General features: G+C 75.1%; 28 protein-coding genes and 1 pseudogene. 14 read left to right on the forward strand and 15 right to left on the reverse strand.

The features are described 5' to 3' along the window. Nucleotides 1-28 precede the first annotated feature (28 nt). The 10 genes from ABZ899_RS23910 to ABZ899_RS23955 all read right to left on the reverse strand — a co-directional run bounded on the left by ABZ899_RS23910 (nucleotide 29) and on the right by ABZ899_RS23955 (nucleotide 10535). A complete protein-coding gene (locus tag ABZ899_RS23910) occupies nucleotides 29-1057 on the reverse strand; it encodes a glycosyltransferase family 9 protein (protein WP_361349654.1) in 1029 nt (342 codons plus the stop codon). Beyond that, nucleotides 1054-2466, reverse strand: a complete 1413-nt coding sequence (rfaE2, locus tag ABZ899_RS23915) for a D-glycero-beta-D-manno-heptose 1-phosphate adenylyltransferase (protein ID WP_361349657.1) — start codon at nucleotides 2464-2466, stop codon at nucleotides 1054-1056. The genes ABZ899_RS23910 and rfaE2 overlap by 4 nt, the downstream gene beginning before the upstream one ends. Then, nucleotides 2463-3098: an SIS domain-containing protein gene (locus tag ABZ899_RS23920; RefSeq protein WP_361349660.1), complete on the reverse strand. Its 636-nt coding sequence runs from the start codon at nucleotides 3096-3098 to the stop codon at nucleotides 2463-2465. The genes rfaE2 and ABZ899_RS23920 overlap by 4 nt, the downstream gene beginning before the upstream one ends. After that, nucleotides 3095-4330 carry a glycosyltransferase gene (locus ABZ899_RS23925; protein ID WP_361349663.1) on the reverse strand — a complete coding sequence of 412 codons (1236 nt, stop codon included), beginning with the start codon at nucleotides 4328-4330 and terminating at the stop codon, nucleotides 3095-3097. The genes ABZ899_RS23920 and ABZ899_RS23925 overlap by 4 nt, the downstream gene beginning before the upstream one ends. After that, nucleotides 4327-5289, reverse strand: coding sequence for a glycosyltransferase (locus ABZ899_RS23930; protein WP_361349665.1), 963 nt, complete (start codon nucleotides 5287-5289; stop codon nucleotides 4327-4329). The genes ABZ899_RS23925 and ABZ899_RS23930 overlap by 4 nt, the downstream gene beginning before the upstream one ends. Next, nucleotides 5286-6293 carry a glycosyltransferase family 9 protein gene (locus ABZ899_RS23935; RefSeq protein WP_361349668.1) on the reverse strand — a complete coding sequence of 336 codons (1008 nt, stop codon included), beginning with the start codon at nucleotides 6291-6293 and terminating at the stop codon, nucleotides 5286-5288. The genes ABZ899_RS23930 and ABZ899_RS23935 overlap by 4 nt, the downstream gene beginning before the upstream one ends. Continuing rightward, nucleotides 6290-6826, reverse strand: coding sequence for an HAD-IIIA family hydrolase (locus tag ABZ899_RS23940; protein ID WP_361349671.1), 537 nt, complete (start codon nucleotides 6824-6826; stop codon nucleotides 6290-6292). The genes ABZ899_RS23935 and ABZ899_RS23940 overlap by 4 nt, the downstream gene beginning before the upstream one ends. Next, on the reverse strand, nucleotides 6823-7818 hold the full coding sequence (locus ABZ899_RS23945) for a glycosyltransferase (RefSeq protein WP_361349674.1): 996 nt from the start codon (nucleotides 7816-7818) through the stop codon (nucleotides 6823-6825). The genes ABZ899_RS23940 and ABZ899_RS23945 overlap by 4 nt, the downstream gene beginning before the upstream one ends. After that, nucleotides 7815-9449: a carbamoyltransferase C-terminal domain-containing protein gene (locus tag ABZ899_RS23950; protein WP_361349677.1), complete on the reverse strand. Its 1635-nt coding sequence runs from the start codon at nucleotides 9447-9449 to the stop codon at nucleotides 7815-7817. Before ABZ899_RS23950 ends, ABZ899_RS23945 begins: the two co-directional genes overlap by 4 nt. A gap of 99 nt (nucleotides 9450-9548) precedes the next feature. Further along, on the reverse strand, nucleotides 9549-10535 hold the full coding sequence (locus tag ABZ899_RS23955; RefSeq protein WP_361349680.1) for an NAD-dependent epimerase/dehydratase family protein: 987 nt from the start codon (nucleotides 10533-10535) through the stop codon (nucleotides 9549-9551). 589 nt (nucleotides 10536-11124) lie between these two features. Between ABZ899_RS23955 and ABZ899_RS23960 the strand changes: the two genes are divergently transcribed. Next, nucleotides 11125-12387, forward strand: coding sequence for an MFS transporter (locus tag ABZ899_RS23960; RefSeq protein WP_361349741.1), 1263 nt, complete (start codon nucleotides 11125-11127; stop codon nucleotides 12385-12387). A 290-nt stretch (nucleotides 12388-12677) separates the two neighbouring features. Here ABZ899_RS23960 and ABZ899_RS23965 read toward each other — a convergent pair whose 3' ends face one another. Beyond that, nucleotides 12678-13151: an SRPBCC family protein gene (locus ABZ899_RS23965; RefSeq protein WP_361349683.1), complete on the reverse strand. Its 474-nt coding sequence runs from the start codon at nucleotides 13149-13151 to the stop codon at nucleotides 12678-12680. Nucleotides 13152-13308: 157 nt separating this feature from the next. Here ABZ899_RS23965 and ABZ899_RS23970 point away from each other — a divergent pair, with 157 nt between their 5' ends. From ABZ899_RS23970 to ABZ899_RS24005, 8 genes are all read left to right on the forward strand, one after another. Further along, nucleotides 13309-14841 carry an FAD-dependent oxidoreductase gene (locus tag ABZ899_RS23970; protein WP_361349686.1) on the forward strand — a complete coding sequence of 511 codons (1533 nt, stop codon included), beginning with the start codon at nucleotides 13309-13311 and terminating at the stop codon, nucleotides 14839-14841. A gap of 96 nt (nucleotides 14842-14937) precedes the next feature. Continuing rightward, entirely contained in the window at nucleotides 14938-15114 is a 177-nt protein-coding gene (locus ABZ899_RS23975) for a hypothetical protein (RefSeq protein WP_361349689.1), read from the forward strand. A 50-nt stretch (nucleotides 15115-15164) separates the two neighbouring features. After that, nucleotides 15165-15767 (forward strand): flavodoxin family protein, encoded by a 603-nt coding sequence (locus ABZ899_RS23980; protein WP_361349692.1) that lies wholly within the window; start codon nucleotides 15165-15167, stop codon nucleotides 15765-15767. Nucleotides 15768-15776: 9 nt separating this feature from the next. Continuing rightward, the gene (locus ABZ899_RS23985; protein ID WP_361349695.1) at nucleotides 15777-16454 is read left to right on the forward strand and encodes a HemK2/MTQ2 family protein methyltransferase; all 678 of its coding nucleotides are present in this window, start codon (nucleotides 15777-15779) and stop codon (nucleotides 16452-16454) included. Further along, nucleotides 16438-16665 carry a CDGSH iron-sulfur domain-containing protein gene (locus ABZ899_RS23990; protein ID WP_361349698.1) on the forward strand — a complete coding sequence of 76 codons (228 nt, stop codon included), beginning with the start codon at nucleotides 16438-16440 and terminating at the stop codon, nucleotides 16663-16665. Before ABZ899_RS23985 ends, ABZ899_RS23990 begins: the two co-directional genes overlap by 17 nt. Continuing rightward, the gene (locus ABZ899_RS23995; RefSeq protein WP_361349701.1) at nucleotides 16662-17696 is read left to right on the forward strand and encodes an iron-containing redox enzyme family protein; all 1035 of its coding nucleotides are present in this window, start codon (nucleotides 16662-16664) and stop codon (nucleotides 17694-17696) included. Before ABZ899_RS23990 ends, ABZ899_RS23995 begins: the two co-directional genes overlap by 4 nt. 45 nt (nucleotides 17697-17741) lie before the next feature. Further along, entirely contained in the window at nucleotides 17742-19214 is a 1473-nt protein-coding gene (locus ABZ899_RS24000; protein WP_361349704.1) for an ornithine decarboxylase, read from the forward strand. A 185-nt stretch (nucleotides 19215-19399) separates the two neighbouring features. Next, entirely contained in the window at nucleotides 19400-19921 is a 522-nt protein-coding gene (locus ABZ899_RS24005) for an isochorismatase family cysteine hydrolase (protein ID WP_361349744.1), read from the forward strand. A gap of 1 nt (nucleotide 19922) precedes the next feature. Here ABZ899_RS24005 and ABZ899_RS24010 read toward each other — a convergent pair whose 3' ends face one another. Then, a complete protein-coding gene (locus tag ABZ899_RS24010) occupies nucleotides 19923-20846 on the reverse strand; it encodes a DMT family transporter (protein ID WP_361349707.1) in 924 nt (307 codons plus the stop codon). 73 nt (nucleotides 20847-20919) lie between these two features. Here ABZ899_RS24010 and ABZ899_RS24015 point away from each other — a divergent pair, with 73 nt between their 5' ends. After that, the gene (locus ABZ899_RS24015) at nucleotides 20920-21534 is read left to right on the forward strand and encodes a helix-turn-helix domain-containing protein (protein ID WP_361349710.1); all 615 of its coding nucleotides are present in this window, start codon (nucleotides 20920-20922) and stop codon (nucleotides 21532-21534) included. Here the strand turns inward: ABZ899_RS24015 and ABZ899_RS24020 are convergent. Next, nucleotides 21522-21899, reverse strand: coding sequence for an iron chelate uptake ABC transporter family permease subunit (locus ABZ899_RS24020; protein ID WP_361349713.1), 378 nt, complete (start codon nucleotides 21897-21899; stop codon nucleotides 21522-21524). The two genes, ABZ899_RS24015 and ABZ899_RS24020, sit on opposite strands and share 13 nt — an antisense overlap. A 57-nt stretch (nucleotides 21900-21956) precedes the next feature. Here ABZ899_RS24020 and ABZ899_RS24025 point away from each other — a divergent pair, with 57 nt between their 5' ends. The 4 genes and pseudogenes from ABZ899_RS24025 to ABZ899_RS24040 all read left to right on the forward strand — a co-directional run bounded on the left by ABZ899_RS24025 (nucleotide 21957) and on the right by ABZ899_RS24040 (nucleotide 25247). Next, entirely contained in the window at nucleotides 21957-23327 is a 1371-nt protein-coding gene (locus ABZ899_RS24025; protein WP_361349715.1) for an MFS transporter, read from the forward strand. 43 nt (nucleotides 23328-23370) lie between these two features. Further along, a pseudogene (locus ABZ899_RS24030) lies at nucleotides 23371-23858 on the forward strand (diadenosine tetraphosphate hydrolase). 94 nt (nucleotides 23859-23952) lie between these two features. Continuing rightward, nucleotides 23953-24642 carry a GAF and ANTAR domain-containing protein gene (locus ABZ899_RS24035; protein ID WP_361349718.1) on the forward strand — a complete coding sequence of 230 codons (690 nt, stop codon included), beginning with the start codon at nucleotides 23953-23955 and terminating at the stop codon, nucleotides 24640-24642. A 110-nt stretch (nucleotides 24643-24752) separates the two neighbouring features. Beyond that, complete coding sequence (locus tag ABZ899_RS24040; RefSeq protein WP_361349720.1) at nucleotides 24753-25247, forward strand: peptidylprolyl isomerase; 495 nt, start codon at nucleotides 24753-24755, stop codon at nucleotides 25245-25247. 62 nt (nucleotides 25248-25309) lie between these two features. Here ABZ899_RS24040 and ABZ899_RS24045 read toward each other — a convergent pair whose 3' ends face one another. Both ABZ899_RS24045 and ABZ899_RS24050 read right to left on the reverse strand, forming a co-directional pair. After that, nucleotides 25310-25741, reverse strand: coding sequence for a hypothetical protein (locus tag ABZ899_RS24045; protein WP_361349723.1), 432 nt, complete (start codon nucleotides 25739-25741; stop codon nucleotides 25310-25312). A gap of 214 nt (nucleotides 25742-25955) precedes the next feature. Next, nucleotides 25956-26246, reverse strand: coding sequence for a DUF3040 domain-containing protein (locus tag ABZ899_RS24050; protein ID WP_361349747.1), 291 nt, complete (start codon nucleotides 26244-26246; stop codon nucleotides 25956-25958). Nucleotides 26247-26537: the final 291 nt, after the last annotated feature.

The raw sequence follows: 26537 nt of genomic DNA on the forward strand, positions 1-26537 counted from the left end.
GTCGAGGGGGCCGCGCCCGGGCGGCCGGTCAGGGGCGGGCCCGGGTGCCGGGCGCCGGTGCCCGCTGTGCCGCGCGGGTCGGAGAGGGGGCGGGCAGCAGGGAGCCGGCCGCGACGACGACCTCCTGGGTGCCGATCCGCAGCAGGCACGGATCGGGGGTCTCGCCGTGCGGGTCGCCGGGCGGTCCCGGCTTGTACAGGGCGATGTGCCGGTGCCGGGGCGGCGGCCCCCACAGGCGGGGCGGGACCGGCCCGAACAGGGTCACGGACGGGGTCCCGTGGGCCACGGCGAGATGGGACAGTCCGGTGTCGCCGCTGATGAGGAGCGCCGCGTGGGCGACGAGGGCCGAGAGCCGCGCGAAGGACAGCCCGCCGGGCCACCGGTCCGACGGGGGCACCCCCGCGCGTTCGGCGACCTCCGCGACGAGGGCGTCCTCGCGGGGCCCGCCGGTCAGCACGACGCGGTGACCCGCCGCGGCCAGGTGCCGTGCGACGGCGGCGTACCGTCCGGCAGGCCAGCGGCGGGCGGCGGACTCCGCGCCGGGGTGGACGACGACGGCACCGGGGGCCGGCGACGGCGTGCCGGGCGGGGGCAGCCGCAGGTCGTCCGGGTCCGCGGGGATGCCGTGGGCGGCGAGGAAGCGGCACCACCGCTGCCGTTCGTGCTCGTCGGCCCGCCACTCGGGCGTCCCGTCCGCGAAGGCGAGGAGCCGGCGCGGCCGCAGCGCGGCAAGGGCGTCACGGCTCGCGGGGCCGTTGCCGTGCAGGTCCACGGCGAGGTCGGGTGGCGGCCCGGTCCAGTGGGCCAGGTCGGGGACACCGCGGCCGGGGGCCTCGGCGGGCAGGATCTCGTCGACGGCCCCGGTGGTGAGGGCGGCCTCCCGGAGGGCGGAGGACAGCGCGAGGACGACGTGGTCCCCGGGGAACGCGCGCCGCAGCCCCCGCAGCGCCGGGACGCCGGCCAGGAGGTCGCCCAGGCCCAGCGCACGCAGGACGAGCACGCGCCGCCGGGGTGCCCCGGCGGACGTCCCCGCCCGCGCCCGCCGGACGCCGTTCATCGTCCGGCCCGGCCCGGGGTGAGGGCCGCCCGTTCGGCGATACCGGTGGTGGAGCGGCCGTCCAGGTAGGGGAAGAGGACGACCTGGCCGCCCCAGCTCTCCACCAGGGCCGCCTCCGGCAGGCGGGTCAGGGCGTAGTCGCCGCCCTTGGCCCAGATGTGCGGGCGCAGCTCGGCCAGGAGGCGTTCGGGGGTGTCCTCGTCGAAGACGCCCACGGCGTCGACGCACTCGAGGGCGCGCAGGACGCGGATGCGGTCGGCCTGCGGGACGAGGGGCCGGCCCGAGCCCTTGCGGCGGCGTACGGAGGCGTCGGAGTTGACGCAGACGATCAGGCAGTCGCCGGTGCGCCGGGCGGCCTGCAGCAGGGCCACGTGGCCGGCGTGCAGCAGGTCGAAGCAGCCGCCCGCGGCGACCACGGTGCCGCCCGCGGCGCGCACCCGGGCGGCCGTGCGCACCGCGTCGCCGGTGGGTTCGCGGTCGGCGGGCCGGGGTCCGGCGGGGGCGGTGTCCACGGCGTCGGAGCGCACCCCGCCCTCGGCGACGTAGCGGGTGGCGGCGTGCACGGCCTGCCGTACGGCCGTCTCGACGAGGTCGCCGTCCGCGAGGCACCCGGCGGCGGTCGCCGCGAACCGGTCCCCGGCCCCGCAGGCGTCGCCGTCGGCGGTGACGGGGGACGGCACCAGAAGTGGGGTGCCGCCGTGCGAGAGCAGGGCGCCGCGTCCGCCGAGCGTGACGGCCACGGACGCGGCGCGCCAGGCGTGGACGAGCCGGTCGGCGTCCTGGGCGGCGCTGTGCAGGTCGTGGTCCGGCTGCGGCTCCGCGTCCGCGGCACGGCGGGCGAGGGCGTGTGCCTCGGCGGCCGACGGGGTGGCGAGGCGGACGCCCGCCACGGGTGCGCCGCCGCGTGGATGGGGGTCCCAGGTGAGCGGAACCCTGGCCGCTGCGGCCGCCAGGTCGTCGCGCAGCACGGTGGCGGTGTCCCGGCCGTAGTCGGCGACGAGGACGGCGCCCGCCTCGGCGATCGCCCGGCGGGCCGCCTCGGTGGCCTCCCGCGCCCGGCCGTCGCCGTCGTCGAGGCGCAGCAGGGGCCGGCCGTCCACGAGGACGCGGGTCTTGCTGGACAGGGCGTCGGTGAGGGGGAGTTCGACCAGGCCGACCCGGCCGTCCAGGAGGTCGCGCAGGGCGGCGCTCGCCGGGTCGTCGCCGAGCGCGGTGACCAGGGTGACCGGCCGGCCGTCCGCGGCGGCGAGGCAGGCGGCGAGCGCGGCGCCGCCCGGCCGGGAGGTGCGCCGGGGCCCGCTGACCACGGGGACGGGCGCGTCGGGCGCGAGGCGGTCGACACGGCCGTGGACGTCGTGGTCGAGGAGGGCGTCGCCGACGACCAGGAGCGGGGCGGGGGCCGTCGTCACGCGCCCTCCTCGGTGAGCAGGGCCCAGCGCTGTCCGGCCCGGCGGCGCCGGGCCGCCGCCCGGCGTTCCACCGCCTCGTCGAACGCCTCGCAGAGCATGTGGACGGCGACGAGGTGCAGTTCCTGGACGGTGGCGGAGGTCGCCGCGTCGATGCACAGGGCGTCGTCGGCGGAGCCCGCGAGCGGGTTGGGCGCCGGGCCGGTCAGCGCCCAGACGGGCATGCCGAGCCGGTGCGCCCGGTCGGCGGCGGCGAGCAGGTTGGCGCTGGCGCCGCTGGTGGACAGGAGCATGAGGACGTCTCCGCCCCGGCCGTGGGCGGCGACCTGCCGGGCGAAGATCTCCTGGACGCCGTAGTCGTTGGCGATGGCCGTCGTCGCGGAGGTGTCGGCGTGCAGGGCGACCGCGGAGAACGGGGGGCGGTCGTCCCGGTAGCGGCCCACGAGTTCGGCGCTGAGGTGCTGGGCCTGGGCGGCGCTGCCGCCGTTGCCCGCGACGAGGAGCCGGGCCCCGCCGTCGAGGGTGGTGGCGAGCGAGGTCCCCCAGCGCCGCAGCAGCGGGCCGGCGTAGCCGCGGAACCCGGTCAGTGCCCGCATCAGGTCGTCGCAGTGGGTGACGTCGGAGGCGAGTTTCATCGCAGGGCTCCCGAGAGCGAGGGGACGGAGGAGACCGCGCTGTAGGCGCGGGTGACGCCGTCGGCCACGCGGTCCCAGGTGTACCGGGACAGGACGCGGCGGCGGCCCTGGGCGCCGTACCGGGCGAGCCGGTCCGGGTCGGCCAGCAGGCGGCGGACGGCGGCGCTGATGTCGTAGTCGTCGTCGGCGGGGACGAGTTCGCCGGTCATGCCGTCCACGACCGTGTCGAGCTGTCCGCCGACGGCGGTGGCGAGGACCGGCGCGCGGCAGGCCATGGCCTCGACGGGGACGATGCCGAACGGCTCGTAGCGGGGCAGGGACAGCACCAGGTCGGCGCTGGACATCAGGTCGGGCATGGCGTCGCGGCTGACCGCGCCGAGGAGGGTGACCCGGTCGGCCACACCGTGCTCCTCGGCGATCGCACGCAGCCGTTCGGCCTCCGGCTCGGCGAGCAGCAGGGCCTGTTCGGGGCCTCCGGCGATGAGGAGTTCGGCGCCGGGGACGTCCGCGAGGGCGCGGATCGCGCGGTCGAAGCCCTTGCGGGGCACGAGCCGTCCCACGGCGAGCAGCCGCCGGGGCGCGGAGGCCGGCCGGCGGGCGCCTGCGCGCGGCGTGAACTGCTCGGGGTCGACGCCGCACGGGACGACGGAGATGTTCCGCCGGGACAGTCCCATGGCCTCCAGTTCGCACACCTCGTCCTCGCAGGTCGCGATGATGCGGGCGCAGTCGCGGCCGACGACGGTCTCGATGGCGACGCGGTCGCTCGGGCTCGTGTCGGCGGCGCCCTGGTGGCGCCGCTTCACGGTGCCGAGGGCGTGGTAGGTCTGCACGACGGGCACGCCGAGCCCGTAGGCACCGGACAGGGCCGCCCAGCCGGACATCCAGAAGTGGGCGTGCACCACGTCCGGTGGGGCCGCCGCCCATTCGCGGGCCAGGAAGGCACCGAACTCCGGTATGTAGGGCGGGAGTTCGTCCTTGGGGACGGGCGCCGCCGGTCCGGCGGGGACGTGGACCACCTGGAACCCGTCGGGTGTGGTGACCCGCTCCGGCGACCGGGGGTCGTCCCGCCGCGTGTACACGGTGACGTCGTGCCCGCGCCGCACCAGGTGCCCGGCGAGCTGCGCCACGTACACGTTCTGTCCGCCCGCGTCGGGTCCGCCGAGCGCGGCCAGCGGGCTGGCGTGCTCGGAGACCATGGCGACACGGCCGGCCGAGGGGTGCCTCGTAGTCATCGGGTGACCTCCTTGATCAGACGCTCCCAGTCGTCCAGGAACCGCCGTTCCGAGTAGCGGGCCTGCGCCGCGGCCCTGGCCGCCTCCCCCGTCCGGCGGGCGTCGTCGAAGTCCGCGAGGAACCGCCGTAGGGCGTCGTGCAGGACGTCGAGCCGGTTGGAGACCACGCCGGCGCCCTCGGGGACGGCCTCGCGGACCTCGGTGGTGTCGAGGGCGACGACGGGCATGCCGAGGAACATCGCCTCCAGCAGCGACAGTCCGAGCGAGGTCCAGCGCACCGGGTGCAGATAGGCGCGGCACCGTGCCATCGCCGGGTGCAGCTCGCTCTGCGGAAGGTCGCGGCTGCGCAGCCGGCCGGGCGGCAGGCGCAGGTGGCCCGCGAGCCCTTCGGTGCACATGCCGAACACGTCCAGCGGTGCGGCGCGCGCGAAGCCGGGCAGCAGGTCGGTGCCGGTGGTGCGGCCGCGCCGGACGGGCTCGTTGACGACCACCGCGGCACGGCGCTCCTCGCCCGTCCACAGCGGTCCGGGGTCGATGACGCCGTGCTCGACGACGGTGGTGGGCGCGCGGCCGTTGTCCCACATCAGCCGGTTGAAGTGGGTGACGTGCACGAGGGTGATGTCGGTGCGGCCGGCGAGCGGGTGCCGGGTGCCGACCGGGGTCTCGTGCGGGCTGTTGTGCTCGACGTACACGGCGGGCACGTCGACGCCGGGGCGCCGGCCGGTCCAGTGTGCGGCGAGGTCGAGCTCGTGCGGCCGTTGCAGCACCATGAGGTCGATGTCGGCGTCGCGCAGCTCCCCGGGGGTCACCTCCCGCACCCGCTCCGGCCACTGCCAGGTCCTGGCCCGGCCGAGGCCGTCGGGTCCGCGGTCGGGGGTGACGGGCACCAGGCAGGTGGCGGGGCCCTGGACGAAGGTCGTCAGCCAGGAGCCGTGCACGTGCCACACGAGTACGTTCATGTCGTCTCCGCGAGGAGTTTGTGCACCGCGGCCACCACGTCGTCGGCCGTGACCTCGTCGAGGCACGGGTGGCCGGGTACGGGACAGGTCAGGGCCCTGGTGCCGGCGCAGGGCGCGCGCTGGTCGCCGAGGAGCACGCAGGGCACCCCGTAGGGCGCCCAGCGTTCGGCCGGGACGACCGGGGCGAACAGCGACACCACGGGGGTGTCGACGGCCGCGGCCAGATGGGCGGGCCCGGTGTTGCCGCACACGACGGCGTCGGCGGTGCGCAGGACGCCGGAGAGGGTGCGCGGGTCGGTCCGGCCGCCGAGGTCGACGGCCGTGCCGCCGCTGACCGCGCGGGTCAGGGCGGTCTCGCCGGGGCCGCCGGTGACGACGACCCGGTGGCCGGCGTCGGCGAGCGCGGCGACGGCCTCGGCGCAGCGTGCGGGGCTCCAGGCGCGGGCGGGGGCGCTGGCGCCCGGGTGCACCACGACGTACGGGCCGTTGCCGGTCAGCGCGATGGTGTCGGGCGGTGGCAGGACGCGCGGCCGTCCGTCGTCCCCGGTGTGCGGCACGAAGCCCAGGGCGGCGGCGGTGTCCAGGGCGGCTTCGACCTCGTGCCGGCCGGGCCGCCGCCGGTGCCGTACGTCGAGCAGCCGGCCGGGGTGGTCGACGCTGTCGGCGCCGATGCGCGGGACCCCGGCGAGGCGCAGCAGCAGAGCGGTGGGCAGCGGGCTCTGGTGGAAGGAGGTGAGGACGAGGGCCGTGTCGAAGGCGGCGTCCCGCAGGCGGCGCAGCAGGCCGTCGACGTCGGAGTCCCGGACGGACGGCGGGTCGAAGCCCTCCCACGGGGCGTCCCACACGAGGACGTCGTCGACGCGGGGCAGCAGGCTCGCGGCGGGTTCGCCGCGGGGGCCGCAGAGCAGGGTGACATGGGACGCGCCCGCGGCCACGGCCCGGATCGCGGGTCCGGCCAGCAGCACGTCGCCGAAGCTGTCGAGGCGTACGACCAGGGCCCTCATCGGCGCTCCTCCCCCTTCGCGAGGAGCCGGCGGACCGCGGCGAGCAGGTCGGGCGCGGTGGCGGGGGCCGCCTCGATCTCGGCGGGGAGGGTGACCGCGGTGGGCACCAGCAGGGCCTGTGCGCCGGCGGCGCGGGCCGCCTCGACGTCGGCCCCGATGTCGCCGATCACCACGCAGCCCCCGGGGGGCACGCGCAGGCGCCGCGCCGCCTCGACGACGAGTCCGGGGCGGGGCTTGCGGCAGGGACAGCCGGCCTCGGGGGCGTGCGGGCAGTACAGCCAGGTGTCCAGGCCGCCGAGGAGGGCGTCCACGCGGTCGTTGACCCGGTGGACGTCGGCCGGGGTGAGCAGTCCGCGGCCGACGCCGGACTGGTTGCTGACCACGCCGGTGGGGATGCCGCGGGCGCGCAGCAGGTCCAGGGCCGGGCGGGCGGCGGGCAGCGGGCGGACCCGGTCGGGGTCGCCGTTGTAGGGGACGTCCTCGATGAGGGTGCCGTCGCGGTCGAAGAGCACGGCGGCGACGGCCCCGGTCATGGGGCGTTCCTCGGGGTCGGCGCCCGGTGGTGGCGGACGACGCCGTCGAGCCAGTGCCGGATCGCGAGCGGGGGGATGACGACGCTGGTGGCGACCATGGTGGTGATCTCGCCGGGGGTGCGGGGTCCGGGCAGGATGCGGGCCAGGGCGAACTCGCCGGTGCCGAGCGCCCACAGCGCGGCGGCCGTGGCGGCGGCGCGGCGGCGGCCGGTGAGGGCGAGCACGGGGGCGGTGAGCGCCATCGCCGTCACGAAGGCGTGGCGGGGCAGGCGGCCCCGGGGGGCGCGGGCGCGCCGCCACCAGTCGGGGCCGTGCAGCCGGGTCATCAGGGCGTCGTCGGCGTTGCCGCGCTGGGCGCGCACGGAGGCCCAGCGGTCGGCCGGGCGGACGGGGTGCCGGGTGGTGCGCTGTCCCCGGTGCAGGGACCAGCCGGCCTCCTCGACGCGCAGGGCGAGGTCGGCGTCCTCGCGGAAGGCCCGGCCGAACCGTTCGTCGAAGCCCTGGACGTCCATCAGCGCGGTGGTGCGGTACGCCATGTCGGCGGTGGCCCAGGCGGCCCGCTCCAGGCCGGCCGTGCCGCGTTCCCAGTCGGTGGGCCGGCGGTCCTCGGGGAGGGGGACCCGCAGCCGGCCCTGGACGCCGCCCGTGGAGGGCCCGGCCGCCGCCAGGTCGTCGGCGAGGCGGCGGGACCAGTCGGGCAGCACCTGGACGTCGTCGTCGAGGAAGACGGTCCAGGGGGTGAGGACGGTGCGCCAGCCGGTGTTGCGGGCGGCGGCGGGCCCGCGCCCGCCGGTGCGCAGGGTACGCAGCCGTCCGCGCAGCGGGCCGGCCGCCGCCAGCGGCAGGGGGCCGGTGACGACCGGGCGGTCGTCCACCACGACGACCTCCTCGGGCGGATGGCCGTCGGCTGCGGCGAGCGCCCGCAGGCAGTCGGCGAGGCAGGGCCGGCCGATCGTCGGGATGACGACGCTGTAGGCGGGGGCGGCCGTCATGCGAACACCTTTCCGCGCCGGATCGCGAACGGGCCGAGGGCGAGCAGGTCCACGGGTGCGGAGCCGAAGCACTCCAGGGCGTCGCGCGGGTCGTCGACCATGGGCCTGCCGGCGGTGTTCAGGCTGGTGTTGACGACGACGGGCAGTCCGGTGCGGCGCTCGAACCCGTCGATCACGCGGGCCACGAGGGGCTCGTCGGCGCGGTCGACGGTCTGGATGCGGGCGGTGCCGTCCACGTGGACGACGGCCGGGATACGGCCGCGCCACTCCTCGGCGACGTCGTGCACGAACAGCATGTACGGGCTGGGCAGCGGTCCGTCGAAGAGTTCGGCGGCGCGTTCGGTGAGGACCATGGGGGCGACCGGGCGGAACTCCTCGCGTCCCTTCACCGCGTTGAGGCGTTCCAGGTTCTCCGCGCGGCCGGGGTGGGCCAGCAGGGAGCGGTGCCCGAGGGCGCGGGGGCCGTACTCGCTGCGGCCCTGGAACCAGGCGACGATGCCGTCGGCGGCGAGCTCGGCGGCCACGGTCTCGGCGATGTCGCCGGGCTCCTCGTAGGGCACGGCGGCGCGCTCCAGCCAGGCGCGCAGTTCATCGTCGCTCCAGCCCCGGCCGAGCGCGGCCGTCGGCATGGCCTCGACGGCCTCCTTCTGGTGGGCGACGTGCAGGGCGGCGCCGAGCGCGGTGCCGGCGTCCCCGGCGGCGGGCTGGACCCAGACGTGGTGGAACGGGGTCTCCCGGTACAGCCGGGTGTTGGCGACGCAGTTCAGCGCGACCCCGCCGGCGAGGGTCAGCACGTCCTCGCCCGCACGGTCGTGCAGCCACCGCGCGAGGCCGAGCAGGACCTCCTCCAGGCAGGCCTGGGCGCTGGCGGCGAGGTCGGCGTGGTCCTGGGTCCAGTCGGCGCCCGCCGGACGCGGCGGGACGAGGGACGCCCAGGGGACGGGCCGCGCGCGGAAGCCGCCGTCGTCGTCGAGGTGGACGTAGGGGCGCACGCGGTCGAGGAAGCGGGGGGTGCCGTAGGACGCGAGGGCCATCACCTTGAACTCGTCGCTGCTGCGCAGGAATCCGAGATGCTCGGTGAGGTCCTCGTAGAACAGGCCCATCGAGTCGGGCAGCGACTGCGAGCCGAACACGGTGAGTTCGCGGTTCGCGTAGCGTCCGGCGAGGTGGGAGCCGCACTCTCCGCGCCCGTCGAGGACGAGGACGGCGCTGTCGGGCCAGGGGCCGGCCAGGCCGGCGGAGGCCGCGTGGGCGACGTGATGGGCGACGAAGCGGACCTTGCCGGGGTCGAGGCCCGGCAGGGCCTCGGCGAGGAAGCCGGGGGCGCGGCGGGCGTACTCCTGGCGCAGCTGGTCCCATGGGTCGTGCAGTCCCAGCCGGTCGGCGGGGCGGGCCAGTTCGGGGTCGTAGGAGTAGGCGACCGCGTCGAGGTCGGCGGGGGTCAGGCCGGCCTGGTCGAGGCACCACCGGGCGGACAGCTCGGGGAGTTCCCAGGCGGAGAAGGGCACGGGCCGCTTGCCGTGCTTGCGCCGGCTGAACCGTTCCTCCTCGGCCGCCGCCACGATCCTGCCGTCCATGACCAGGGCGGCGGCGGGGTCGTGGAAGAGGGCGTTGATTCCCAGAACGCGCATGCGATGCCTCCGTACGGCTGACGGGAAGGGCGGGGTGCGCCCGGGGGGTGTCCGACACCGGACGCCGCTCGCTGGTGCGGCCTGATCGACAAGGCACCCCTAGGCGGCCGGATCGGGCGCGGGCTGCGCCGCCGCGAAGTAGGCGATGGTCTGCTTGATGCCCTCCTCCCAGGGCACGCGGGGCGTCCAGCCGAGCAGTTCGCGGGCCAGACCGGTGTCGGGGCGGCGCCGCTGCGGGTCGTCGGTCGGACGGTCGACGTACACGATCGAGGAGGACGATCCGGTGAGTTCGACGATGCGCCGGGCGATCTCGCCGACGGTGACCTCGTCGCTCCCGCCGATGTTGACGGGCCGCACGGAGTGGCTGGCCGCGACCAGCAGCACCCCGTCGACGGTGTCGTCGACGTAGCACAGGGACCGGGTCTGCCGGCCGTCGCCCGCGACGGTGAGCGGTTCGCCGGCCAGGGCCTGGCTGACGAAGGTCGGGACGGCCCGGCCGTCGTGCGCGCGCATGCGCGGCCCGTAGGTGTTGAACATCCGGACTATGCCGGCGTCGGCGTCCCGGGTCCGCACGTGGGCGGTGACCAGCGCCTCGGCGAAGCGTTTGGACTCGTCGTAGACGCTGCGCGGCCCGACCGGGTTCACGTTGCCCCAGTAATCCTCGCGCTGCGGGTGCGTCAGCGGGTCGCCGTACACCTCGGACGTGGAGGCGAGCAGGAGGCGCGCCCCGTCACGCCCGGCGACGGCCAGCATGTTCCGGGTGCCGAGGCTGCCGACGTCGAGGGTCTCCAGCGGCAGCCGCAGGTAGTCGGCCGGTGACGCGGGGCAGGCGAAGTGCAGGACGAGGTCGTAGGGGCCTCGCAGCAGCGCGGGCGCGTCGGGTGCGCTGACGTCGCAGTCGACGAACCGGAAGCCGGGGCGTCCCTCCAGGTGGGCGACGTTCTCGCGGGTCCCGGAGCACTGGTTGTCGGCGCAGTCGACTTCGACGCCCGAATCCAGCAGACGGTCGCACAGGTGGCTGCCGAGGAAGCCGGCGCCACCGGTCACCAGGGCACGGTGCCAGGTGCGCGTCGAGACAGCAGGCATAGGGGTTTCCCTTCGTCCGCGCGCGGGCGTGAGGGACGGGTCCCGTGCACGCGCGGGCGTGGCTCGAGAAAAGGGGTTCGGCGGGGTCGGCGGGCTGTCGGAGAGCCATCGCCGGTTTCTCGGAAGGGGAGTGATCGGTCGGTGCGGGCCGCGTGCACACGGCACCGCCGGTGGTGGGTCGCCTCGTTCCGGACGCCGCACTGGCCAGGGTTCCCGAACGAGTAGCTTTCACACTTTGATCCCTGCTTGTCCGGTATTGCGCACTTCAGCCGCCGTGTGAGGAACCCCACTGGCCTACGAAGTTTCGTTTCGCTGCGGCCTGTTGCGGAGCCCGGCACGGGCCGGGGCGAGCCGGCCCGCTCGTCGCCGGCTCCCGGTCTGCCACGATGGTCCGCGCCGTGACGACTCGGTGGAACCCTCCGCGCAGCGCAGCCCGGTGGCTCTCCGGTTCCCCGGTCCCCCCGTCCTCTTGTCCCCGGGTACGACTGTGTCCTTCACCCCTGCTCCGGCCTCCCGCGCGCCGGACACCTCCGCCGCCCCCTCCGGGGCGGCGTCCCGCTCCCCCTGGCGGTCGCTGCGTCACCGCGGCATGCGCTGGTGGTCCGTGGCGAACTTCGTGTCGAACGCCGGCACCTGGATGCAGCTCACGGTGCAGAACCTGCTCGTCCTGCAGATCACGGGTTCCGCCGCCGCCACCGGTCTGTCGATGTCGGTGCAGGCCGCTCCGGCCCTCTTCATGAGCCTGCTGGGCGGCACCGCCGTGGACCGCTGGCCGCTGAAGCTGACGGCCGCCGTCAGCCAGGCCCTGCTCGGCGCGATCGCCTTCACGACGGCGACCCTGGTGGCGCTCGACCTGCTCGACATGACGACGCTGATGGTGCTGGCCGCCGTCACCGGCGTCGTCGCCACCGTCGACGGCCCGGCGTGCGCGCTGCTCGGCAACGAGCTCGTGCCCGTGGAGGACGTGCCGTCCGCCATCGGCGTGGGCGCCCTGGTGCACAACGCGGGCCGGCTGGCCGGCACGGCCCTGGCCGGGGTGACCGTGGGCTTCCTCGGCACGGCGGCCGCGTACGCCGCCAACGGGCTGTCGTTCCTGGTCGTGACGGCGGTCATCCCGTTCCTGCGACCGGCGCCCGGCGCGGCCCGGCACTCCGCCCGGGCGGGCGCGGCGCGGGGGCGCGAGCCGTCCGGTGCGGGCCCGGACCTGAGCGTGCGGGAGGGGCTGCGCTTCTTCGCGCGCCGCCCCCGTCTCGTGGCGCTCGCCGCGGTCACGGGTGTCAGCTCGGTGTTCGGCCGCAACTACGGCCTCACCCTCGCGGTGCTCGTCACCGGGCCGCTCGCGGGCGGCGCCGGCTCCTTCGGCACCGTCTCCACGGTGCTGGCCGTCGGCGGCATCCTGGGCGCCGTTCTCGGCGCGCGGCTGCGCCGGCCGTCCGTGCGGGTGGTGGGCACGCTGGCGGCGGCGGGTGGCCTGCTGCAGGTGGCGGCCGGGCTGTCCCCGTCCCTGGCGGTGCTGCTGGTCCTGGTGCTGCCGATGGCGGTCGTGGAATCCGTCTCCGACACCGCGGGGACGGCGGTGCTCCAGACGGATCCGCCCCCGCACCTGCGCGGACGCGTGCTCGGCGTGTGGAGCAGCATCGGCACGGCCTGGGGCCTGGGCGGACCACCGGCGCTCGGCCTGCTGATGGAGACGGCCGGCGCCCGCGGCGCCCTCGTGGCGGGGGGCCTGATCATCGCGGGCACGATCGGGACGGGTCTGCTGCTGCGCTCCCGGCGCACCCCCGTGCCGGTGCCGGTCCCGGCGAAGGACCTGGACACCGGGACGCGCCCGGCCCTGGAGACGGCGGCCTGACACCAGAGGTCAGCCGATCGACAGGACCACCCCGGGATCAGCCGATCGACACGGGCACCCCCCGAAGCCGGACCACCGCCGCGCGACCCACGCTCCCCCACACCCGCGCCGGTCCCGGCGTAGGGGCTGGACACCGGGACGCCGCCCACGGCTGGGCGATCCGGTCCACCTCGGCGTCCGTGATCTGACCACGCCTCCCACCGGGTGGGGGCGATGCCCGCCCGCCGCCGGACGGGCGACCGGCCGGCCCGCGCGTGCGGACCGGCCGGGAATGCTCGTGTGCGCGTCCGTCAGAGGACGGTGCCCGGGTCCTCCGGCCGGATACGGCCGCGCCAGCCCCCGGTGCTGCCGCCCTTCTCGACGTACTCCTTGAACCGGTGCAGGTCGCCCTTGACGCGCCGGTCGATCATGCCGAGCGCGTCCGCGCCCTTCTCGGCCACGCCGGTCGGCTCGACCTCCATGGTGAGCTCCACGCGCGTGTGCGTGTCGTCCAGCGGCTCGAAGCGGACCGAGCCGCGCTGCTGGGTCTCGCCGCCCACGGACCGCCAGGTGATGCGGTCGTCGGCCAGCTGGTCGACGATCTCGGTGTCGAACTCGCGCTTCACCCCGCCGATGCTCGTCACCCAGTGGTTGTGCCGCTCGTCGAGCTGGCGGACCTCCTCGACGCCCTCCATGAAGCGCGGGAAATCCTCGAACTGGGTCCACTGGTCGTAGGCCCGGCGCAGCGGGACCTCCACGTCGACCGTCTCCCTGACCGTGCTCATCGATCCTCCTGGTGCGCTCGTCTCGCAGGCCGGTCAGCGCTCCGCGGACCGGCCTGACGTGCTGTTCGGGGGGCGGGTACCCGGGCGACGCGATGTGAAAGATCGTGAGGACGGGTGATTCGAAGTGTGGTGCCGTCCAGCCGGGAACCCGGCGTCCATGAACGCTGAGAGAGTGCCGAACGAGTCGTACTGGCTGCAGACCGCGCCCCCCGGCGATCCCGCTCCTCCGCCGGACGGTGACCTCGAGGTCGACGTCGCCGTGGTCGGCGGGGGCATCGCGGGGCTCAGCACGGCGTGGGAACTGGCCCGGCAGGGCCGTGAGGTGGCCGTCCTGGAAGCGGGCCGGCTCGCCGCCTCGGTCACCGGGCACACCACGGCCAAGCTCACCGCGCTGCACACCCTGGTCTACGACCGGCTGCGCCGCACCCGTGGCCCGGAGGCCGCCCGGCTGTACGCGCACTCGCAGTCCGAGGCGATCCGGCGCGCCGAGGAGTGCGCGCGGGAGCTGGGCGTCGACTGCGAGTGGGAGGAGGCCGCGGCCCACACGTACGCCGAGAACCCACGGCGCGTCGGCGAGCTGCGCGCCGAGGCGGAGGCGGCCCGGGAGGCGGGGCTGGACGCGGAGTTCGTCACGGAGACGGACCTGCCCTTCCCGGTGGCGGGCGCGGTCCGTGTGAACGGGCAGGCCCAGTTCCATCCGCGCAAGTACCTGCTGGCGCTCGCGGAGGACCTGCGTCGGCACGGCGGCACGGTGTACGAGAACACCCGGGTGACCGGGCTCACCGAGGGCGAGCCCTGCGTGCTCACCACCGAGGCGGGCGTGCGGGTGCGCGCCTCGAAGGTCGTGGTCGCCACGCACTACCCCGTGTTCGACCGCGCCCTGCTCTTCGCCCGGCTGTCCTCGCGCCGGGAGCTGGTCGTGGCCGGCCCGATCCCCGAGGAGCACGCTCCGCGCCACATGTACATCACGCCGGAGCGCTCCACACGCTCGGTGCGCACCGCGCCCCTCGGCGAGGGACGCCGGCTGCTGATCGTCACGGGCGAGCACTTCACCCCCGGCACCGCCGACGCGGAGGAACGCTTCGAGCGGCTGGCCGCCTGGGCCCAGCGCCACTTCCCGCAGGTGACGCTCACGCACCGGTGGGCCACCCAGGACAACGACTCGACGGACACCGTGCCGCTCGTCGGTCCGCTCCACGTCGGCAGCCGGCACACCTACGTGGCGACCGGCTTCGGCGGCTGGGGCATGAGCGGCGGCATCATGGCGGGCCGGCTGCTCGCGGACCTCGTCGGTGGGCGCGAGGTCGCCTGGAGCGCGCTGTACGACCCGCGCCGGCTGGGCCCGGTCGTCCGCGAGGGGGGCCGGTTCCTCACCCATCAGGCGCAGGTGGCGCGGCACTTCGTGGGCGACCGGATCGCACCGCTGGCCGGGAGCGGTCCGTCGCCGGACGACATCGCGCCGGGTGACGGGGCGGTGGTGCGGGTGGGCGCGGGGTTGTGCGCCGTCCACCGGGACGAGGAGGGGCGGCTGCACGCGCTGTCGGCCCGCTGCACCCACCTCGGCTGCATCGTGTCGTTCAACCGGGCCGAGCAGGCGTGGGAGTGCCCCTGCCACGGCTCCCGTTTCGCCCCGGACGGCGCGGTCGTCCAGGGACCGGCGGTGCGGCCCCTGCCCCGGCGCGATCTCTGACGGGCGTTTCCCGGCCACAGGTCGGGGGCACCCGGTCGGAGCCTCAGAGAGAGCCCCGACCGGGCTCGTCCCGGACAAGGAAGAAGATGAAGCGCCGTGACCGCGCGGTCTGCGAAGAAGGAAGTCCTGCACATGCCCCCGACCGGCTGGCTGGAGTCCCGGCACCCGGAGGAGAGGTCGATACGCACCTGCGTCGCCGCTGTGGAGGACAGAGACAAACAGCCCTCGGCCCGCACGGGGGCCGAGTGGAACATCGTCCGGGGCGAGGACTGACCCTCTCCCCGGCCGGTGCCCGACCCCCGTCCTCGATCCCCGGAGCGACTGTGAAAGCACTTGTCATCAACTGCACCCTGAAGGGGTCTCCCGAGCCGTCCAACACCGAGGCCCTGGCCTCGGTGGTCGCACGTCGGCTCGCCGAGCAGGGCGTGGAGGTGTCCTTCGTACGGGCCGTCGACCTGAAGATCGCCCCCGGGGTCGTGACCGACGCGGGCGACGGCGACGAGTGGCCCGGCGTGCACGAGCGGCTCCTGGACTCCGAGATCCTGGTGATGGCCTCGCCGACCTGGCTGGGACGTCCGTCCTCGGTGGCGCAGCGGGTCCTGGAACGCATGGACGCGATGCTGTCCGAGACCGACGACCAGGGGCGTCCCGTCGCCTACAACCGGGTGGCGGGCGTCGTGGTCACCGGCAACGAGGACGGTGCGCACCACGTCATCAGTGAGATCTCCGGGGCGCTCGCCGACATCGGCTTCACCATCCCGGGCCAGGCGTGGACGTACTGGCATCTGGGCCCCGGCCCGGGGCCGGACTACCTGGACGAGGAGAAGGGACGCGACTGGGCGCACCGCACCGGTCGTGCCATGGCCGACAACCTGCACGGTGTCGCCCGGGCCCTGTCCGAGCGCCCGCTGCAGGCCGCGGGCTGAGGAGCGTCCATGACCACTGAAGCTCTCGCTCCGCACCCTCCCCTGCGCTGCTGGGTACTGCCGGGCGTGTACCGCCCCCAGTTCGACACCCGGCTGCTCACCCGCGCCCTGCACCGCGAAGGCGTCACGGCGGGCACCGACGTACTGGATCTGGGCACGGGCAGCGGCATGCTGGCCGTCGAGGCCGCCCGGCTGGGCGGGCGTGTCACCGCCGTGGACATCTCCCGGCGGGCGCTGGCCGCCGCCTGGTGGAACGCCCGGCAGAACGGGCAGACCCTGCGGCTGCGCCGCGGGGACCTGATGACGGCGGTGCCCGGCCGCCAGTTCGACCTGGTCGTCTCCAACCCGCCGTATGTGCCCGCCCCGGGCGACCGTCCCCCCAGGGGCGCGGCCCGCGCCTGGGACGCCGGGGTCGACGGCCGGCTGCTGATCGACCGGATCTGCGACCACGCGCCCGCGCTGCTGCGCCCCTCGGGCAGGCTCCTGATGGTGCACTCGCATCTGTGCGGCGTCGACGCCACGCTGGCCCGGCTGACCGCGGCCGGACTGCGGGCGCAGGTCGTCGAACGGTCCCAGCTGCCCTACGGCCGGGTGCTGCGCTCCCGGGTGGACTGGCTGCGCGACCGCGGTCTCGCGGACGACGACCTCACGGAGGAACTGGTGGTGATCCGTGGTGAACGCGTCTGAACGGCCCCGCCGCATCCGGGTCCAGCGGGACGGCCCGCTGCTGGTGGAGGGGCCCGTCGAGGTGGTCGGCGAGGACGGCGAGGTGACGGTCTGCGACCGGTTCAGCGTGGCCGTCTGCACCTGCCGCCGCAGCAAGATCTTCCCCTGGTGCGACACCAGCCACCGCAGGCGCGCGAAACGGACGACGACGGACGAGGACGGGACCGCATGACCACGACGACCGACCGGCCCCTCTCGCGGCGGACGGTGCCCGCGCTGCCCGCGCCGCGCGGCCCGCTGTCCGCCGCCGTCATGGATCTGCTGCGCGGCGAGCGGGACGTCGACGTCCCCTCGCCGGCCGAGGCGTCACCGTACGGCGACGACCTCCAGCTCGCCCTGTACGTCCTGTACGAGCTGCACTACCAGGGCTTCGAGGGCGTGCCGGACACGCGGGAGTGGGACAGCGGCCTGCTCGCCGTGCGGGGCACGCTCGAGGACCGCTTCCTGGGCGCGCTGCGCGCGGACGTGCCGGTGGGCGAGGGGGACAGCGCGTGGGCGGCGCTGGACGAACTGCAGGTCGAGCCGGTGGACGGCACCGGCAGCGTGTCGCACTTCCTGCGGGACAAGGGCACCCTCGCCCAGCTGCGCGAGTACGCGACACTGCGCTCGCTGTACCACCTGAAGGAGGCCGACCCGCACGCCTGGGTCATCCCCCGCCTGTACGGGCGGGCCAAGGCGGCGATGGTGGCCGTGGAGTTCGACGAGTTCGGCGCGGGCCGCGCGGACGAGATCCACGCCCAGCTGTTCGCCGACCTGATGACGGACCTGGGGCTGGAGACGGCGTACGGCCACTATGTCGACGCGGCTCCCGCCGAGATGCTGGCGACGGTCAACCTGATGTCCCTGTTCGGTCTGCACCGCGCCCTGCGGGCCGCCCTGGTGGGGCACTTCGCCTCGGTCGAGGTCACCTCGTCCCCGGGGTCGCGGCGGCTGGCCGAGGCGCTGCGCCGGGTGGGGGCGGGCCCGGCCGCCGTACGGTTCTACGCCGAGCACGTGGAGGCGGACGCCGTCCACGAGCAGGTCGTGCGGCACGACGTCGTCGGAGGGCTGCTGGAGGACGAACCCGCTCTGGAAGCCGACGTGGTGTTCGGCATCCGCGCCACCGGCCATCTGGAGGACCGGCTGGCGGCCCGGCTGCTCGCGGCGTGGCGGGACGGCGGGACGGCGCTGCGGACCCCCGAGCGGGCCGGTACGGCCGTCTGACGCACGGCACCGCATCGGGGACGGAAGTCGGGGAACCCACCCCCCATGCGTATGAACCACGCCGAAGCCCCCGTCCTCGATGCGCTGGCCGCCTACCACAACGCCGACGAACTGGCGTTCACGCCCCCGGGCCACAAGCGGGCCCGGGGCGCGGACCCCCGGGCCCGTGCCGTGCTGGGAGACGCCGTGTTCTTCGGGGACGTGCTCGCCAACGGCGGTCTCGACGACCGGCTCGCCCGCAACCAGATCCTGGTGCGGGCCGAGCGGCTGATGGCCGACGCCGTCCACGCGGACCACACGTTCTTCTCGACCTGCGGCAGCTCCCTGTCGGTGAAGGCCGCGATGCTGACGGTGGCCTGTCCCGGCCACAAGCTCCTCGTCGGACGCGACGCCCACAAGTCGGTCGTCGCCGGGCTGATCCTGTCCGGGGTGGAGCCGGTGTGGGTCGAGCCCCGGTGGGACGCCGAGCGGAGCATCGCGCACCCGCCGTCCACGCAGGCGTACGAGAGGGCGTTCGAGGAGCACCCGGACGCGGACGGCGCCCTGGTGACCAGCCCGACGCCCTACGGGGCGGCCGCCGACCTCAGCGGCATCGCGGAGGTCTGCCACCGCCGCGGCAAGCCGCTGGTGGTGGACGAGGCGTGGGGCGCCCACCTCCCCTTCCACGCCGACCTGCCGGCCTGGGCGATGGACGCGGGCGCGGACATCTGCGTGACCAGCATCCACAAGATGGGCAGCGGCCTGGAGCAGGGCTCGGTCTTCCACCTCCAGGGCGATCTCATCGACCCGGCGGAACTGGCCTCCCGGGCGGACCTCCTGGACACGACCAGTCCCAACGTGCTGATCTACGCCGGGATCGACGCGTGGCGCCGGCAGATGGTGCAGCACGGCCACGACCTCATCGGCGGGACGCTCAAGCTGGCCGCGCGCACCCGTGAGGCCATCGAGGCGATCGACGGCATGCACGTCAACGACGCGGCCGACTTCTGCGGCCCCGGGGGTGCCTTCGACTTCGACCCGCTGCCGGTGGTCATCGACATCAGCGCGCTCGGCACGACCGGCTACCGGGCGGCGGACTGGCTGCGCGAGCACCACCACATCGACGGGCACCTGTTCGACCACCGGAGGATCAGCGCGCAGCTCACCCACGCCGACGACGAGGAGACCACGGAGCGTCTTCTCACGGCCCTGCGCGACCTGGCCGACCACGCCTCCGAGCTCCGCGACGCCCCGCGGGTCGCGGTCCCCTCCCCCGCCGGGCTGCGGATGGAGCAGGCCGACCTGCCGCGGGACGCCTATTTCGCCCGGCACGAGAAGGTCCCCCCGCGGGACGCCGTCGGCCGGGTCGCCGCCGAGATGATCACTCCGTACCCGCCCGGGATCCCCGCGGTGCTGCCCGGTGAGCGGCTGACCGAGCCGGTGCTGGAGTACCTGCTCACCGGGGTCGAGGCGGGCATGTTCCTGCCGGACGCGGCCGACCAGCGACTCGGCACCGTACGGGTCGTCGCCGAGGACTGACCGCCGCCCCGCGCACCTCACCCGTGCACCGCCGTTACGCCGGCCCCTGCCCCGGGTACCCGGGGGCGCGTTTCCCCGTTCCGACCCGTACCCCTGGGAGAGGCGTGACCGACCGCACCGGGAGCACCACCAGCAATGACGACACGCGCACCGACCCGACGGACCCGGGGAAGGTCGCCCTCCTGGTGGTCGACATGATCAACACCTATGACCACGAGGACGCCGAGCTGCTCGTGCCGTCCGTCGAGCGGGTCGTGCCGGTCCTCGCGGACCTGATCGGGAGGGCCCGCGCGGCGGACGTCCCGGTGATCTACGCGAACGACAACTTCGGGCGCTGGCGCTCCCACCACGGCGAGCTCGTGGAGAACGCGCTGTCCCGCCCGCGCGCCGACCTCGTCGAGCCGATCCGCCCGGACGACAAGTCGCTGTTCGTGGTGAAGGCCCGGCACTCCGCCTTCTACGAGACACCCCTGTCGTATCTGCTGTGGCGGCTGGGAGTGGGGCACGTGGTGCTGACCGGCCAGGTCACCGAGCAGTGCGTGCTGTACTCCGCGCTGGACGCGCACATCCGGCACCTGGACGTCACGGTGCCCAAGGACGCCGTCGCCTCCATCCACCCGCATCTGGCGTCGGCCGCGCTGGAGATGATGGAGCTCAACATGGGGGCGCGGATCGCGGAGGCGGCGGACGTCGACTTCAGCGGGTGACTCAGCGCCGGGCCCCGCTCGTGGCCGTCGCGGCCTCGTCCGGGGCCCCGGATGTCCGCCGGCCGGAACCTGCGCCGCGGCGGACGACGAGCACGGCGGCCAGGGCGACGGCGAGCCCTAGGGCGGTCTGGACGCCGAAGGGCTCGCCGAACATGAGCGCCCCCCAGACGGCCGTCACAGGTGCCATCAGGAACATCAGGGTGTTCACCTGGGTGACGCCCGAGCGCCGGAGGATGATCCAGTACAGGCCGTAGCCGCCGAAGGTGGCGAGCACGACGAGCCAGGCGGTCGCCGCCCAGAAGGCGGGTTCGGCGGGCGGGACGGCCGCCCCGGAGGCGACGGCCAGCGCGGTGAAGACGACGGCGCTGGTCAGGCAGTGCGTGGTCAGGGCGGCCTCGGGCGCCACCTTCGTACGGGAGCGCTCCTCGAGGAAGGTGGCGGCGACCAGCGACAGCATGCCGAGGAAGGGGACGGCGTAGGCCCACCAGGCGGCGTGTCCGCCGGACGTGGCGTCGGCGCCCGTGACGACGGCGACGCCGGCCACGCCCAGGCCGAGACCGAGCCACTGGCGGCGTGAGACGTACTGGCGGAGGAGCGGCCCTGCCAGCGCCCCGGCCACGAGGGGCTGCACCCCGTCGATCAGGGCCGTGGTGCCGCTGGAGACGCCGAGCTGGATGGCCCAGTACACGGTGAGCAGGTAGCCGCTCTGCGAGAGGGCGCCGACCACGACCTGCCGGCCCACGTCCCGGAGCGTGAGGCCGCGCCAGGACGCCCGGGCCGGCGCGACGGCGAGCAGCACGAGGGCGAGCGGCAGGAACCGCCACATGAGGATCGTGACGGCGGACGCGCTCCCCGCGCCGAGCTTGGCCCCGATGAACCCAGAACTCCAGCAGATCACGAAGGCGGCCGACAGCAGCGCGTTCATCCCCGGCCTCCGGTAAACAGATCGGTATAATCACTGCCCGACTCACTATACAGATCGGTATACCCTGGGGCACATGGAGAGCGCACGGAATCCGCGACGGATCACGATGACGCCGGCCGCCCTGCGCGTGCGCACGGCCGCGGACCGGCTCTTCTACGAGCGGGGCATCCACGCCGTGGGCGTCGACCTGATCGCCGCCGAGGCCGGGGTCACCAAGAAGACCATCTACGACCGCTTCGGTTCCAAGGAGCAGCTGGTGGTGGAGTACCTCGCCGACCGGGACGAGCGCTGGCGGGCCTTCCTCGCCGGCCGCCTGGAGGCCGCCGGCCCGGACGCCCGCGCCCGCGTCCGGGCCGTCTTCGACGCCTCGCTCGACTGGGCCGGGGACCACAACTCCAAGGGCTGCAGCATGGTCAACGCGCATGCCGAGATCAGCGACCCGGCGCATCCCGCGTACCCGATCATCACCGGCCAGAAGGCGTGGATGCTGGCCCTCTTCACCGACCTGGCGCGGGAGGCCGTCCCCGGCGACGCCGAGCGGCTCGGCCGCTCGCTGACACTGCTGCACGAGGGGGCGCTCGTCGGCTACGGCCTGGGCGTGTTCCCGGACCCCATCGGCCACGCCCGCGACCAGGCCGAGGCCCTGCTGGACGCGGCCGGACGCGGTGTCCGGGCTCAGCGGCCCTGACGCCGGCCGCGCACCAGCAGGTAAAGGAAGTACGGCGTACCGACGGCCGCCGTCATCAGGCCCGCGCCGAGCTGGGCCGGCGCGATCACCGTACGGCCCGGCAGATCCGCCGTGCGGACCAGCACGGCCCCCAGCAGCACGGCGGCGGGCACCGCGGTCACCAGCAGGACCGCGCCCAGCGCGGCGCCGCCCGAGACGCCGAGGACACCGGGCTCCGCGAGGGGGTCGCGCGTCACGGCCTGTACGAGCGTGCCGGACAGGGCGAGCGACGCGCCGCGAGGAGGGCCGCGAGCGCGCGGGGCACCCGGGTGTGGAGGACCGGACTCAGGACGTCTCCGGCTCCGTCCGGCACGCTTCCTCGACATGCGGCGTCCGGCGCCTACTGTGGCGATCCACGCGATCTCGCCGCGACCGGAGGAGAAATGACCGTGGTCCAGGCACGGCCGGAGGGCGAACGGCGGGGCTGGGCACCGCTGCTGGCCGTGTGCGCCGGCTACTTCATGGTGATCCTGGACGTGACCGTCATCAACGTCGCCGTCCCCGTCATCGGCCGCGACCTCTCCGCCTCGCTCACCGGCGTCCAGTGGGTCACCGACGGCTACACGCTCGTCCTCGCCGGGTTCCTGCTGACCGGCGGCGCGCTGGGCGACCGGCTGGGCAACCGCCGCGTCTTCTGCGCCGGCGTGGCCGTGTTCACCGCCGCCTCGGCCGCCTGCGCGCTCGCGCCGGACGCGTCGTTCCTGGTCGCCGCCCGCTTCGTGGAGGGACTGGGCGCCGCCCTCATCGTGCCGGGCTCCCTCGCCCTGCTCCAGCAGGCGTATCCGGAGCCGGCGGCCCGCTCGCGCGCCTTCGGGCTGTGGGGGTCGATGGCGGGCATCGCCGCCTCGGCCGGCCCGCTGCTCGGCGGAGCGCTCGTGTCCACCGTCGGCTGGCGCTGGGTCTTCCTCGTCAACCTCCCGGTCGGCGCGGCCTGTCTCGCGCTGACCCTGCGTCATGTGGCGCCCTCGCCCCGCCGGGCCGACCGCGCCCTGGACTGGCCCGCGCAGTGCGCGGTCGTGGCGGCCGTCGCCCTGCTGACCGCCTCGCTCAACGAGGCCGGGCGGCGCGGCTGGACCGATCCTGCCGTCCTCGCCGGCCTGGGCCTGGCCGTCCTGGCCGCCGTGGCCTTCGCCGTCCGCGAGCGGCTGGCCCGCTCCCCCGCCCTGCCGCTGAGCCTGCTGCGGGCGCGGGAGGTGAGCGGCGGGGCCGCGATCGGGCTGCTGTTCAACTTCGCCTTCTACGGCATGGTCTTCACGGCGAGCCTGGAGTTCCAGCAGGAGCGCGGCTACAGCGCCTTCGAGACGGGGCTGGCGCTCTTCCCTGCGGTGGCGATGACCATGTTCGCCTCCGTCCTGTCCGGCCGACTGGCCCGCCGTACCGGCGACCGGCCCCTGGTGGTCACCGGCATGCTCGTGGCCGCGCTCGGCCTCGCCGGGTGGGCGGCGGCGGGCCCAGACCCCGGCTACGCCGTCCTGGTCGCTCCGATGATGGCGGCGGGCTTCGGCACCTCGTTCGCCCTGACCGGCTCGACCACCACCGTCATGGGCGCCGTACCCGCCGGGTACGCGGGCACCGCCTCCGCGCTGTTCAACACCACCCGCCAGATCGGCAGCGCCACGGGCGTCGCCCTCGGCGGCAGCCTGCTCGCCTCGGCCGCCTCCCCCTCGGCCGGCCTGCGCCTCAGCATGGCCGCCGGCGCCGCCGCCTACCTCACGGCCGCGGCGCTGGCGTGGCGGTGCGTGCCGAAGCGGTGACCTGCCCCGCCCCGCGGATCCGTGCGCGTCACCCTCGCCGACCATGGACGGCACACGGCGCGAGGACCGGATCGGCAGCGCGTTGCAGGGCGGAACCCCACCGTGCTGCGCCGGCCGGACGCCGGGTTCGCGGTGATCGAGGACACGCAGTTCCTCCCCGGCTACTGCGTGCTCCTGTCGGACGACCCCACGGCCCGGCGGCTCTCCGACCTCCCGCGGGAGAGGCGGCCGGCGTTCCTGTCCGGCATGGACCGGCTCGGCGAGGCCGTCGAACGCGCCTGCGGGCGGCTGGACCCCGCCTTCCGGCGGGTCGATCTGGAGATCCTGGGGAACACCGACTCCTTCCCGCACGCCCACGTGTGGCCCCGCTACGACTGGGAGCCGGCCGGCCTCGTCGGGATGCCGGTGTGGCTGTACCCGCGCCGCTCCTGGAGCGATCCGGAACACGGCCTCGGCCCGCGACACGCCCCCCTGCGCGAGGCGATCGGCGTGGAGCTCGACCGGTCGGTGGACCCCGGGGCACCGCTCTGACCTGTGCCGACGGCCGCCGTACGCGTACGCGACCCCGGCGCGTGAAATGCTGGGAGACCGGCAAGGCCCTGGACCCCGAGAGGTGGAGGACGCGATGGACTGGGCTTGGTTCGCGCGGCAGATGGCGTCGATGGCACGCGATCTCCTGGCGCAGGAGTCGGTCGACGCGACCCTGGAACGGATCACACGCTCCGCCACCGAGCTGGTGGAGGGCTGCGACGCCGCGGGGATCCTGGTGCTGCGCGGCGACACGGTGCAGACGCTGGCCGCCACCGACGACCTCGTCGTGGTCAGCGACCGGATCCAGGGGGAGCTGCGGGAGGGGCCCTGCTTCGACGCCGCGCGCTCCCGCACGGGCGAACGGGTCTACCGCATCCCCGACTTCACCGCGGACGCGGGGCGCTGGCCCCACTACGCGTCCCGGGCCCAGGAACTCGGGATCGGCAGCATGATGGGCTTCCTGCTCTACACCGACGACGAGGATCTCGGCGCCCTCGACCTCTACTCCCGCAAGCCGGGCGCCTTCACCGAGGCGAGCGAGCTCGCCGGGTGGCTGCTCGCCTCCCACGCCGCGATCGCCTTCTCCAGCGCCCGCACCCACGCCCAGATGGAGGACGCCGTCGCCACCCGCCATGTGATCGGCGAGGCCATGGGCATCCTCATGGGCCGTCACGGGCTGGACGAGGCGGGCGCCTTCGACGTCCTGCGCCGCTACTCACAGGAGAACAACGTCAAGCTCCGCGAGGTCGCCCGACAGATCTGTGAGAAGGGCGCCCTGACCTGAGCGGCAGGGACCCGTGCGCGGGTGCGGGCCGCACTCTAGACCACCGCCCCGTCGCCACGCCCGGGGGGCCGTGTTCGACCTGACAGAGCCGGGAGTGGAGAATCAGAACCATGAGCGAGAACGTGTTTTTCCAGATCTCGGCCGACGGCGAGGACCTCGGCCGCATCGTCTTCCGGCTCTTCGACGACGTCGTGCCGAAGACCGCGCGCAACTTCCGTGAGCTGGCGACCGGCCAGAACGGCTACGGCTACAAGGGCGCGCCCTTCCACCGGGTCATCCCCGAGTTCATGCTGCAGGGCGGCGACTTCACCAACGGCAACGGCACCGGCGGCAAGAGCATCTACGGCGAGAAGTTCGCCGACGAGAACTTCCAGCTGAAGCACGACCGTCCGTTCCTGCTGAGCATGGCGAACGCCGGACCGAACTCCAACGGTTCGCAGTTCTTCGTCACCACGGTCGCCACGCCGTGGCTGGACGGCAAGCACGTCGTCTTCGGCGAGGTCGTCGAGGGCGAGGACGTCGTCAAGGCGGTCGAGGCCCTGGGCAGCCGCTCGGGCGCGACGGCCAAGAAGATCCTCATCAAGGACTCCGGCACCGTCGACTGACGTACCGTGGACACGGCTCGGCCCGGCGCGATGTCCACGCCGGGCCGTTCGCGTCCCCGGTGTCAGGCGTCGCCCGCGCCCTCGGGGGCGCCGCCCGAGAGCGTGCCCAGCCGTCGGTACGCGGCGCGCGCGTGCCGCACCCGGGCCAGGACCGTGCCCACGAGCGCGGCGGTGAGCAGGCACGCGAGCCAGAACGTGTCACGGGACCCGGCCCAGGTCAGCGTGCCCTCGGGCGGCACGCCGAAGGCGTTGAGGAAGAGCCAGCACAGGACGGCCGTCCCGGGGGCCGCGCTGAAGCGGGCACCCAGCCCCAGGAACGCGGCCAGCAGCGACAGCGCGATCAGCGCCAGGGAGGGCCGGTCCGGGCCGACGACGGTGTTGACGAGTGCCACGAGGACCAGTGCCCCGCCGAACGCCCCGGCCCACACCAGACGGGTCGGCACGGGCGGCGGAACGGGCTTCGCGCCCTTGCCGAGGGACACCCACTCGATCACTGCGGTGCTTCCTTCCGGTCCACCCCCGCCGCCCGGCGAGAGGAGATCGTCCCGGTCGCCACGGCGCATGACTCTGAACCGTGATTGTCTCACCGGTCCCTGTCCGGCCTCCGCGGCCGGTTCCGGGGTCCGCTCGTAGGGTGGCACCGGCGGGGCGCCGGGGAAACAGCCGTTCCGGCCAGTCGTCGGGCCCTCCCCGGCCATGTCCCGCGGATCAGCGGGGCGGACGCCCGCAGCGCTGCCCGGTGCGGGTGCGCTGGGGGTCGCAGCGCTCCACGGCGACACCGGCGAGCACCAGTCCGGCCGCGATGACCAGCCCGTCGGCCACGACGACGCCGGTGCCGAGGGTGGTGAGGCCCGCCCCCAGCAGCCACCAGGCGCGGGTGCGGCGGTACTCCTGGGGGCGGGCCGGGCGGCCCGCTCGGAACCGCCGGACGAAGCGGGGGTCGTCCCGCAGGAGTCGGGTCTCCAGCGCGACCAGGCGGTCGTCGTCGGACGAGGGCATGGCTCCTCCTTCCCGGAGCGCGTCGCCGCGCCTGGAGCCGTTCCGATCGAGGGGGTACCGACAGTCGAACCCGCGCGGTCGCGCCCCCGCCATCGGTCCCCGCACCCATGTTTCCCGGGGCGCGACCCCCACAAGCGCGGGACGCGGGACCTGCACGAACCCCCCGCACACACGGCCCGGGCGGCGGGCCCGGCGGGTCACCCCCGCCGCCCCGGAGAAGGCGACCCGCATCCCCTGCTTCAGCCGCCCGCCCTCCGCGTAGCGCCCCGGGTTCGGGTAGGGGCAGGCGGG

Origin of the sequence: Streptomyces sp. NPDC046859 (assembly GCF_040645135.1) — a bacterium.
GTDB lineage: Bacteria > Actinomycetota > Actinomycetes > Streptomycetales > Streptomycetaceae > Streptomyces.

Coding starts and splice junctions, on each gene's coding strand:
- ABZ899_RS23910 (WP_361349654.1), bottom strand. CDS start 1,057: ATGAACGGCGTCCGGCGGGCGCGGGCGGGGACGTCCGCCGGGGCACCC.
- ABZ899_RS23920 (WP_361349660.1), bottom strand. CDS start 3,098: ATGAAACTCGCCTCCGACGTCACCCACTGCGACGACCTGATGCGGGCA.
- ABZ899_RS23925 (WP_361349663.1), bottom strand. CDS start 4,330: ATGACTACGAGGCACCCCTCGGCCGGCCGTGTCGCCATGGTCTCCGAG.
- ABZ899_RS23930 (WP_361349665.1), bottom strand. CDS start 5,289: ATGAACGTACTCGTGTGGCACGTGCACGGCTCCTGGCTGACGACCTTC.
- ABZ899_RS23935 (WP_361349668.1), bottom strand. CDS start 6,293: ATGAGGGCCCTGGTCGTACGCCTCGACAGCTTCGGCGACGTGCTGCTG.
- ABZ899_RS23940 (WP_361349671.1), bottom strand. CDS start 6,826: ATGACCGGGGCCGTCGCCGCCGTGCTCTTCGACCGCGACGGCACCCTC.
- ABZ899_RS23945 (WP_361349674.1), bottom strand. CDS start 7,818: ATGACGGCCGCCCCCGCCTACAGCGTCGTCATCCCGACGATCGGCCGG.
- ABZ899_RS23950 (WP_361349677.1), bottom strand. CDS start 9,449: ATGCGCGTTCTGGGAATCAACGCCCTCTTCCACGACCCCGCCGCCGCC.
- ABZ899_RS23955 (WP_361349680.1), bottom strand. CDS start 10,535: ATGCCTGCTGTCTCGACGCGCACCTGGCACCGTGCCCTGGTGACCGGT.
- ABZ899_RS23960 (WP_361349741.1), top strand. CDS start 11,125: ATGCGCTGGTGGTCCGTGGCGAACTTCGTGTCGAACGCCGGCACCTGG.
- ABZ899_RS23965 (WP_361349683.1), bottom strand. CDS start 13,151: ATGAGCACGGTCAGGGAGACGGTCGACGTGGAGGTCCCGCTGCGCCGG.
- ABZ899_RS23970 (WP_361349686.1), top strand. CDS start 13,309: ATGAACGCTGAGAGAGTGCCGAACGAGTCGTACTGGCTGCAGACCGCG.
- ABZ899_RS23985 (WP_361349695.1), top strand. CDS start 15,777: ATGACCACTGAAGCTCTCGCTCCGCACCCTCCCCTGCGCTGCTGGGTA.
- ABZ899_RS23995 (WP_361349701.1), top strand. CDS start 16,662: ATGACCACGACGACCGACCGGCCCCTCTCGCGGCGGACGGTGCCCGCG.
- ABZ899_RS24000 (WP_361349704.1), top strand. CDS start 17,742: ATGCGTATGAACCACGCCGAAGCCCCCGTCCTCGATGCGCTGGCCGCC.
- ABZ899_RS24010 (WP_361349707.1), bottom strand. CDS start 20,846: ATGAACGCGCTGCTGTCGGCCGCCTTCGTGATCTGCTGGAGTTCTGGG.
- ABZ899_RS24015 (WP_361349710.1), top strand. CDS start 20,920: ATGGAGAGCGCACGGAATCCGCGACGGATCACGATGACGCCGGCCGCC.
- ABZ899_RS24020 (WP_361349713.1), bottom strand. CDS start 21,899: ATGTCGAGGAAGCGTGCCGGACGGAGCCGGAGACGTCCTGAGTCCGGT.
- ABZ899_RS24025 (WP_361349715.1), top strand. CDS start 21,957: ATGACCGTGGTCCAGGCACGGCCGGAGGGCGAACGGCGGGGCTGGGCA.
- ABZ899_RS24035 (WP_361349718.1), top strand. CDS start 23,953: ATGGACTGGGCTTGGTTCGCGCGGCAGATGGCGTCGATGGCACGCGAT.
- ABZ899_RS24040 (WP_361349720.1), top strand. CDS start 24,753: ATGAGCGAGAACGTGTTTTTCCAGATCTCGGCCGACGGCGAGGACCTC.
- ABZ899_RS24050 (WP_361349747.1), bottom strand. CDS start 26,246: ATGCCCTCGTCCGACGACGACCGCCTGGTCGCGCTGGAGACCCGACTC.